At 45.6% G+C, this 9,590-nt stretch carries 6 protein-coding genes; 4 read left to right on the forward strand and 2 right to left on the reverse strand.

Annotation, left to right across the window (positions count from 1 at the left end):
• Nucleotides 1-304 precede the first annotated feature (304 nt).
• Together QUB26_RS21780 and QUB26_RS21785 are read right to left on the reverse strand one after the other, a co-directional pair.
• Nucleotides 305-2,173 (reverse strand): tetratricopeptide repeat protein, encoded by a 1,869-nt coding sequence (locus tag QUB26_RS21780; protein WP_333319682.1) that lies wholly within the window; start codon nt 2,171-2,173, stop codon nt 305-307.
• A 72-nt stretch (nt 2,174-2,245) separates the two neighbouring features.
• On the reverse strand, nt 2,246-3,019 hold the full coding sequence (locus QUB26_RS21785; protein ID WP_333241650.1) for a Uma2 family endonuclease: 774 nt from the start codon (nt 3,017-3,019) through the stop codon (nt 2,246-2,248).
• 202 nt (nt 3,020-3,221) lie between these two features.
• Between QUB26_RS21785 and QUB26_RS21790 the strand changes: the two genes are divergently transcribed.
• The 4 genes from QUB26_RS21790 to cobN form a co-directional block, all read left to right on the forward strand.
• On the forward strand, nt 3,222-4,034 hold the full coding sequence (locus tag QUB26_RS21790; RefSeq protein WP_333319685.1) for an ABC transporter ATP-binding protein: 813 nt from the start codon (nt 3,222-3,224) through the stop codon (nt 4,032-4,034).
• A 318-nt stretch (nt 4,035-4,352) separates the two neighbouring features.
• On the forward strand, nt 4,353-5,090 hold the full coding sequence (locus tag QUB26_RS21795; protein ID WP_333241654.1) for an ABC transporter ATP-binding protein: 738 nt from the start codon (nt 4,353-4,355) through the stop codon (nt 5,088-5,090).
• Nucleotides 5,087-5,947: a DMT family transporter gene (locus tag QUB26_RS21800; RefSeq protein WP_333241656.1), complete on the forward strand. Its 861-nt coding sequence runs from the start codon at nt 5,087-5,089 to the stop codon at nt 5,945-5,947. Before QUB26_RS21795 ends, QUB26_RS21800 begins: the two co-directional genes overlap by 4 nt.
• A gap of 174 nt (nt 5,948-6,121) precedes the next feature.
• Nucleotides 6,122-9,590 (forward strand): cobaltochelatase subunit CobN (gene cobN, locus QUB26_RS21805; RefSeq protein WP_333319687.1); only part of this gene is annotated, 3,469 nt, incomplete at its 3' end.

Genomic DNA, 9,590 nt, shown 5'->3' on the forward strand with positions numbered 1-9,590 from the left:
GCCTGTTCCACAAAAATTCAATTTTCTTGTGGGGAGTAGGGGTTGAGCAGGAGAGCCCGCCCATGAAATACTAATTGATAATGGTGATTTTCGGCGAGTTAGAACTTACACCTTAAACCTCTGTCAGCAAGAGGCTTTCCGGCCTGTTCCACAACAAAGAGTTATATCATGTCCGGTCGATTCCCTCCGCTTCGCTTCGCCCGAAATCAGGTAGGGGCGGGTTCAACAACAATATCTGCCAATAATTGACAATCTCAAAAACCCGCCCCGCCGGGATATTATGGTTAATCGATCGGACATAATATTAAATAGATTGCTGGTATTTTTCCAGCAACTCCGGGATGTAATCGTAGCCATCAACACCGATCGCCGGAATGATATTCGCTCGACTTTTCGCCAAAGCTTGTTTAAAAGATTCCGCCCCCATTTGACCCCGCAAAATTGTCAACAAACCAGCCGATTGACGCCACTCCATCGCACCAATTTGCTCCAAAGTATACATTCCCAAACTGCCGGCAAATATCGCTTTTTCTAGTGAGTTGATTCTGTAATAAGCTTGAGCCAAGTAAGCCAAATTCAGACCTTGCAAATATAAATCCCCTGAAAATTGAGCCGCTTGCCAACCTTTGAGCAAATATTCGATCGCAGCTTCAGCATTTTCCAGGGCGATTTTAGCAATACCAAGACTGCTGGAACAAAAAGCTTGACTTTGCCTGTCTCCCAATTTTTCCGATAGCAACAAACCTTGTTCCAAATAACCGATCGCACTCTCGTAAACCTCCGGTTCCACCTCCTCCAACTGCCGCGCTTGAAACACTTCGCTGTAACCCAAATTAGCCAGAGCATTTGCCTCGCCTTGTCGCTCTCCCGTTTGTCGTGCCATAATTAAAGCCCGCTGGCTGTAATTAATCGCTTCCTGATAATTTTTTTGAGCAACATAGTTGCGGCTGATGTGATTTAGATTGGCAACTTCGCAGGCTTTGTCTCCTTCGGTACGGGCAATTTCCAGCGCTTGCTTGTGCAGCAAGAGCGATCGCTCGTAGGCCCCAGCCGCCTGCATCGAATAACCCAAAAGCGTCAGAATCCGAGCTTTTGCTTGAGTGCCTTCAACTCGCCGCAGCGGTTCATCTAAATAATCCAAAGTATGTCGCAGGGCTTTACCATCAAACGAAGCAAAAATTCCCCCGTAAAGGGGAAAGTATTCTCGCTGAGAAAAAGCACGCAAAATTTGCAAAGTTACTTGAAAACAAGCATTAGCAAACTGCTCCCCGCTCTTGGTAGAATTATTAAACCCACTAGCTAGCTGACTCCAAATTACCGCAAAAGTAATGTAAGTAGAAATTGAAGCTTTTGTTGACACTTTGGAATCGTAAACTTGCTTGTCAAACCATGTCGCTAACGCCCGCTGCAAGCACTGCAAAATAATCGCCGCTTCCACCAATATGCCTAAACCTAAATTCGATTGCTGGGCGGCAAATTGAACTACAGATTCACCGACTGCAATAGTATTCAAAAGAGCCTGGGGAAAGGGACTGTTAACTTTTTTTGCCCAAAAAGCCCAAGGCCCATTTTGTTCGGGACTACCGGCAAATCCTAGCTGCTGTGGCTGATAAATCCAGCCCACAAGTTCCGGTTCCAAACGCTGCCAAGATTCTAAACCTTTGGCTATGCCGGCGGTGATTTGCTGCAAATCTTGTTCGGTTTCGGGATTGGCAGTTTGCAGCATTTGTTGGTGCAGGGATTTTGCCAATTGCTGCAATTGAGCGAGAGTCAGCGGATGTTCTTTATTCGGATCGATTACTTGCAATAATGCCAGGAGGCGGGCGTTAGATTCGGCAGTAACGATTTGTTGGATTGAGGATGCAATTGCGCGATCGACGCGGTTATCTTTCTGCCAGCGTTCCCATTCTCCTTGGATGGTTTTGAGAGCTCTGAGGCTGCGATTTGCCTTTGCTTGTTTGATTTCGTCTTTTTCATTTCTGAGTTGATTCTCGGCCGCATCAAGGCGTTCGCCGAAACAGCGTTCAAAGATTTCGCCAGTACCGGTACTAATGTCTTGCACTAGCATTTGATAAACTTGTTCTTTGGAGCGAATTTGACCTTTGAGGGTGATTTCGACAATTTTGTCGATTAGGGCTAGATAGCGATCGCGCAGTGAGGTAGAGTCTGGCATAATTTATTTTTAGTTAATAAGTTTTTATCGACAGCGCTTGCAGCTTGCACAATTTCATGCTGCTATTTAATTTTACAGCTCATCTGGATTAATGCCCATTGCTCGCAGGCGATCGGCTAAACGATTTGCTCGCTGACTTTCTGATTCGGCTCGCTGACTTTCTAATTCAGCTCGCTGCCTTTCAAACTCCTCTGGAGTCAGAACCCAATCGCCACTGACATCGTACCAACGCAGCCACAACCTCGAACAACCTTGATAACAACCTTCCCACAAACCTATACCTAATTCTAATTCCGGTATCCAGAAGCGCGGCTCGGTTAAAACTTGTTCGCGGTAACGATTACCAATCAAGCGAAATATTCTCAGTTGATTGTTGTACCGACTGAAAACAAAGTAGTAAGGAATCTGCAAAATCTGTTCGTAAACTCGCCACTTAGTAGGGGGTTTATTTCGTGCTTCTTCTGTAATTCCTAAATCCTCATCTTCCGTTCCCGGTGACAGCAGTTCTACTACTACCAGAGGACTGACATTTTCTTGCCACATCACGTAGCTGAGGCGCAATTCGTCACCTCGATAAAATCTCGGAGCCCCCAAGACGACAAACCAATCAGGTCTTTTGTACCAATTGAGATGGTTAGAATCGTAGTAGAGATTGAGGTCTGTGGCTATAAATATTTGTTCTGGCGGATGGTTGGCGGGGCGGCAGGTTAGACGCAGCAGTTCGGGTTGAAAGTCGTGGAATTCGTCAGGCAAACCGGGTTCCTCCGGGTCTTCACTGGGTAAATCATACATCGTAGGGAGGACTTTTGTTTGCGAAGGCTGCGAATCCGGTTCGTACATCGTCATAAGATTACCTAGGCGATACGGCTTGAGGAGATTGAGGCGGCACGGCAATTGTAATATTATAGCGGTTTTCCGTTGAATCAGCTAGATGCCTAGTAATTAATAATGGGTAATCGGTAATCAGTAAAGGATTTTAAAGCGGGAGGTTATTTATTAAAATACAAATGTGAGGCATAATTATATTGCACATTTTATCTAGTTTTTTGTGATTTCAGAAACTGTTACCACCTCAAAAAGCAATTCCATCTTAGAAGCACAAGGATTAACTCGCAAATTTGGCGGTTTAATTGCTGTAAACGACGTATCTTTCACAGTTCAAAAACACGAGATTTTTGGATTAATCGGTCCTAACGGCGCTGGCAAGACTACTCTATTTAATGTAATGACTGGACTGATACCTGCTTCTAGCGGCACTCTGATTTATCAAAACGAAAATATTTCTAAACTGCGACCTTATCAAATTGCTAATAAAGGTATGGCCCGAACATTTCAAAATATTCGGTTGTTTGGGGAACTTTCTGCTTTGGACAACGTGGCGATCGCCCGACACATCCACAGTCGATCGGGCAATCCAGTTTTATCGGTGCTGTCGGGGATTTTCGGCTTGCCAGCATCTAACGCAATGGAACGCAAAACCCAGCGGAAAGCCTTAGAATTGTTGGATTTAGTCGGATTGGGCGATCGCGCGGGCGAACAAGCCAAAAACTTGCCCTACGGCGACCAGAGGCGCTTAGAAATTGCCCGCGCTTTAGCCTTAGAACCGCAAATACTCTTGTTAGATGAACCCGCAGCGGGCATGAATCCCAATGAAAAGCACAAATTAAGCGAATTTATCCGAGAAGTGCGCCAACAATTCAATTTAACTGTAATATTGATCGAGCATCATGTACCGCTAGTTATGGGATTGTGCGATCGCATTGCCGTCTTGCATTTCGGTCAGCTTATTGCCTTGGGCGAGCCTGCTATTGTCAGGAATGACCCCGCTGTGATTGAGGCTTATTTGGGAGATGAAAAATAACTAAGGAAACCCGGCGATTGGAAATCGCGTCTACACAAACTCACATTTTGCACCATTATTACACATTTTGTAGGGGCTGGTTCACCGACAATAATTGCCTAAAAATAACAATCTCATAAACCCGCCCCCACCCAAGAGTAAACGAGTAAAAAATCGAGGCAGAGCCTCTCGATATGCGTTCCCAGGCAGAGCCGGGAACGAGTAATGACAATGTAGGGGCGGGTTCACCGATAATAATGGCCTAAAAATAACAATCTCATAAACCCGCCCCCACCCAACAGTAAATCGCAAGGTACCTCAAACTCAACGTCACAAAAAATGCACGATAACCCACCCCAAATATCTCAAAATATCCTCTTAGAACTGAAGAATCTTTGTGTAAATTATGGCGGAATTCAAGCCATACAAAATATTAATCTCACGATAAATGCGGGCGAGGTTGTCAGTCTCATCGGCGCCAACGGTGCGGGCAAAAGTACCACATTGAGAGCTATTTCTAAAATAGTTAATTTGCGACAAGGACAAATTATTTATAGCGGGCGCGATATTAGCCGCCGCCAAGCTCACGAAGTTGTGAAGTTGGGAATCGCCCACAGTCCAGAAGGGCGGCGGGTTTTGGCGCAGCAAACGGTGTTAACTAACTTAGAATTAGGGGCCTATATTCGATCGGACTCGGCGGCAGTAAAAGCCGATTTAGAGCGCCAATTTGAGATATTTCCGCGCCTAGCAGAAAGGCGTCGCCAGCTAGCAGGAACTCTCAGCGGCGGGGAACAGCAAATGCTGGCGATCGCCCGCGCGTTGATGTCGCGCCCGAAGCTGCTATTATTAGACGAGCCTAGTTTAGGCTTAGCACCCGCGATCGTCAAAGAAATTTTCGGAATTATTCAAAACCTGCGTTCCACAGGCGTCACAATCCTTTTAGTCGAACAAAACGCCAGTTTAGCACTGCAAATTGCCGATCGGGGTTACGTGCTAGAAGCTGGTAACATTACTCTCACAGGTATTGGATCAGATTTGCTAAACGACGAGCGAGTCAGGAGCGCATATTTAGGATGACTTGGTTAATTTTGGCAATTTTGAGCGCTTTTTTTGAAGCAGTAAAAGATGTTGTTAGCAAACACAACCTGAAAGCAAACGACGAATATGTCGTCACTTGGTCGCTAACATTTTTTACAGCAGTCTTTTTAACTCCGTTGCTATTTATTATAGAAATACCTCCATTAAACCAACAATTTTGGATAGCTTTGTTAATCGGAGCCAGCATGAACGCAGTCATTGCTCTCCTCTACATTAAAGCCATCAAACTGTCGGATTTATCCCTCGCCGTGCCACTGGTAGCTTTGACGCCCTTATTCATGCTGCTGACTTCACCGTTAATTGTCGGCGAGTATCCCAACTTTTTTGATGGTATTGGAGTTTTTCTCATTGTCATGGGATCTTATCTATTAAACATCAAAGAAAAATCTCAAGGCTACTTAGCCCCCTTCAAAGCACTTGTGCACCAACCAGGGTCAAAATTGATGTTACTCGTAGCTTTTCTCTGGAGTATTACCACAAATTTTGACAAAATCGGCGTGCAAAACTCTTCCCCGATTTTTTGGGTGTTCGCTTTATTGACGAGTATGAGCGTCCTATTGCTGCCAGTTTTACTGCACAAAACCTCTAACCCCAAGCGCCAAATTATCCAATACTTACCGATGCTAATGGCAATGGGCTTTTTCAATGCTTTAGGAGTCATTTTTCAGATGCAAGCTTTGACAATGACTTTAGTCGTGCAAGTAATAGCACTTAAGCGTACCAGCGTATTAATGGGTGTACTGTTCGGCCATTTTATTTTCAAGGAAAAAGATATTCAGGAAAGATTTTTAGGAGCTGCTATCATGATGGGAGGAGTTTTATTTATAACATTATAAATTTTTCATATTTTATGTAATTTGGTTTGCGGCCTCGGAATGCAAGTCCTCTCCAAAATCCTACGACTTTGCATTCCGAGGCTGCGGACGCTTTTTTCGTGGCATAATTAAGCGAGAGGCTGTGCCTCTGAGACTTCGTTTAATTTCGACTTGTTATATATAGAGGAAAAATTAATGCACAAAATAGCAGCCACACCCGGAGGTTGGAACCCTCAAGCAGAAGGAGTAATTTTTATTCAGCAAACCCCCGCACCAATAGTATTTATTAGTGCTGCTGACACCGACATTCAAACACTCGCAGTCGCTGCATCCAAAATGCCGGCAAAATTTCCCAAGGTACGCGCAGTAAACCTGCTTCAGTTGCAGCAACAACTAACAATTGATACTTATGCCGAGGAAGTTTTAGAACGCGCAGAGGTCATAATCTTAAGACTGTTAGGAGGGCGTTCTTATTGGTCTTACGGCTTAGAAATTCTGCGAGAAACGGTGCAGAAAACTAACGCATCACTGATTGTAATGCCGGGAGAAGACAGTCCAGATCCAGATTTAATCAGCCATTCCAATGTATCGCTGTCAGCAGTCAATCAACTGTGGCGCTATTTCACAGAAGGCGGAGTCCAAAACTTTGTTAATGCACTAAAATTTGCCGCCGATACTTGCCTGAAAACTGCTTACAACCCGCCACTACCTCAAACAGTTTCCCGCGTCGGAATTTATGATTGGGGCGGACAGGCGCGGGCGTGTTTTGCAACTTTACCACCCGATTCATATCCCCCTAAATCCCCCTTAACAAGGGAGACTTTGACAACTTCTTCCTCCCCCCTTAAGAAGGGGGGCTGGGGGGGATCTCCGGGTTTGGAAACACTCCCTAAAAGGCACGGCGAGGGCGGGCACGGGGGCACCGCCCCTACGGTCGGAATTTTATTTTATCGCGCTCATTACTTATCAGGAAACTTAGCACCAATTGATGCACTTTGTCAAGCTCTAGCAGAGCGAAATTTAGTCCCAGTTCCCGTCTTTGTATCTTCTTTGCGGGAACCAGATTTGCAAATAGAATTGCTGGAATATTTCCAGCCAAAAGAATCAGAACCAATTCAATTATTGCTCAATACCACAAGTTTTGCAGTCTCCGGTTTCAGCAGTCAAGAACCGGAACAAAATAGTTTAAAATCCTTAGACGTTCCCGTATTGCAAGCAATCTTCAGCGGTGGCGGTTTGGAACAGTGGGAAACGGAACTTCAGGGACTTTCGCCCCGCGATGTGGCGATGAATGTAGCATTGCCAGAAGTAGATGGAAAAATCATTACTAGGGCTGTTTCTTTTAAAGCCGTACAGACTTGGAACAGCGAATTAGAAACAGATGTAGTGGGTTATGTCGCTGCGGGCGATCGCATTTCATTTGTAGCAGATTTAACAGCGAATTGGGTGAAGATGAAACAAACCCCAGCCGCCAACAGAAGCATCGCCATAATTCTAGCAAATTACCCCACTCGCAACGCCCGCTTAGCCAACGGCGTCGGCTTAGATACGCCCGCTAGCTGTGTCGAAATCCTCAAAGCTATGCAGCAAGCTGGCTATCAAATTGAAAACATACCCGCTAGCGGCAACGAGTTAATTGAACTCCTGACTTCGGGCGTGACAAATGACCCGGAAGGACGCGAATTGCGGCCTGTTCATCAATCTTTGGATTTGGCAGAATATGAAGAATATTTTGCTAGTTTGCCGCAGGAAGTGCAAGATGGGATTTGTAAAAGATGGGGGATTCCGGGAAGCTATGCACAAGATTTTATAAGTAAAAATAGGTCTTTTCCGATTCCGGGAATTCAGTTTGGTAATGTATTTGTAGGAATTCAACCATCGCGGGGATACGAACTTGACCCCGCGTTAAATTATCACGCCCCCGACTTAGAACCTACCCACAATTATCTAGCTTACTATTACTGGCTGCGAGAAAAATTGGGAATTGACGCTATAATTCATGCTGGAAAACACGGAAATTTAGAATGGCTTCCCGGTAAAAGTATAGCATTGTCTAACAAATGTTATCCAGAAGTGGCGTTAGGCGCGATGCCGAATTTTTATCCCTTCATTGTCAACGATCCGGGGGAAGGTTCCCAAGCAAAAAGACGATCGCAAGCTGTGATAATCGACCACCTGACACCGCCGATGACTCGCGCCGAACTCTATGGGCCTTTGCAGCAGTTGGAGACCTTAATTGATGAGTATTGCGAAGCCCAAAGTTTAGATCCGTCCAGATTGCCCATGATTCGCGATCGCATTCTCGCCCTCACCAACAAAGAAAACTTAGATAAAGACTTAGGAATACAACTAAATAAATCGGAATTTACAGAATTTATCACCCGCACAGACGGCTATCTTTGCGAACTCAAAGAATCCCAAATCCGCGACGGATTGCACATTTTTGGGCAGTGTCCCGAAGGTAGACAGTTGAGAGATTTGATAATTGCGATCGCCCGCCATCCCACCAACGGGCGATCGGGCTTAACCCGCGCCCTAGCAGAAGACTCAGGCTACGATTTCGACCCGTTAACGGCCGATCCCACCTCAATAATTCAGCACCGCACAGCAGGCGATTTAACAGCAGAACTCGAAGAAAAAGCCGCTGAATTAGTAGATAATTTAATCGAAAATATTCGCGTTAATCCGCGTTTATCTGCGGTTGAAAACATCCAAACAGGACAAGCAACCCAACAAGAATTAGACTGGATAAATAACTATCTTTTACCATCACTCCTCCAAACAAACCAAGAAATTACCAACCTTTTGCGCGGACTAGATGGGCGGCACATACCCAGCGGCGCATCCGGCGCGCCCACTCGCGGCAGACCAGATGTATTGCCCACTGGTCGCAATTTTTACTCAGTAGATATCCGCGCTATTCCCACAGAAACCGCCTGGAGAGTTGGCAGAGTTGCTGCTGAAACTTTAATCGAAAGATACACCCAAGAAAACGGCGAATATCCGAAAACTTTGGGTTTGTCAGTGTGGGGAACATCCACCATGCGGACGGGGGGAGACGACATCGCCGAAGCCTTGGCGCTGATAGGAGTTCAACCAGTTTGGGATGGCCCTTCGCGCCGGGTTGTAGATTTTGAAATCTTGCCGATTTCTGTTTTGGGGCGGCCGCGCGTTGATGTTACTTTGCGAATTTCTGGCTTTTTCCGCGATGCTTTTTTTAATTTAATTGATTTGTTTGACAGTGCGGTAAAAGCTGTGGCAGATTTAGACGAATCGGCTGAAAACAACCCTTTAGCAGCACAAGTTAAGGAAGAGATTTTGTATTGGGAATCTACAGGTTTGAGTCAGGAAGAGGCGCAAGGGCGATCGCAATTTCGAGTCTTTGGCTCAAAACCAGGTGCTTACGGCGCAGGACTTCAAGGCATAATTGAAGCTCAAAACTGGACAGACGACAGCGATTTAGCAAAAGCTTACATTAATTGGAGCAGTTACGCTTATACAAGTACCCCCCCAACCCCCCCTTATCAAGGGGGGGCTAAATCTAATTCCTCTGCTTTACAACCAGAGAATACCCCCCCAACCCCCCCTTATCAAGGGGGGGCTAAATCTAATTCCTTTCCTTTACAACAAGGGGATACCCCCCCAACCCCCCCTTATGAAGGGG

This window comes from Microcoleus sp. B4-C1 (assembly GCF_036705285.1).
In the GTDB taxonomy this organism is placed as follows: Bacteria; Cyanobacteriota; Cyanobacteriia; order Cyanobacteriales; family Microcoleaceae; genus Microcoleus.

What these genes read in the sequence shown, in the direction of transcription:
- QUB26_RS21780 (WP_333319682.1), bottom strand. Translation starts at nt 2,173, where the DNA reads ATGCCAGACTCTACCTCACTGCGCGATCGCTATCTAGCCCTAATCGAC.
- QUB26_RS21785 (WP_333241650.1), bottom strand. Translation starts at nt 3,019, where the DNA reads ATGACGATGTACGAACCGGATTCGCAGCCTTCGCAAACAAAAGTCCTC.
- QUB26_RS21795 (WP_333241654.1), top strand. Translation starts at nt 4,353, where the DNA reads ATGCACGATAACCCACCCCAAATATCTCAAAATATCCTCTTAGAACTG.
- QUB26_RS21800 (WP_333241656.1), top strand. Translation starts at nt 5,087, where the DNA reads ATGACTTGGTTAATTTTGGCAATTTTGAGCGCTTTTTTTGAAGCAGTA.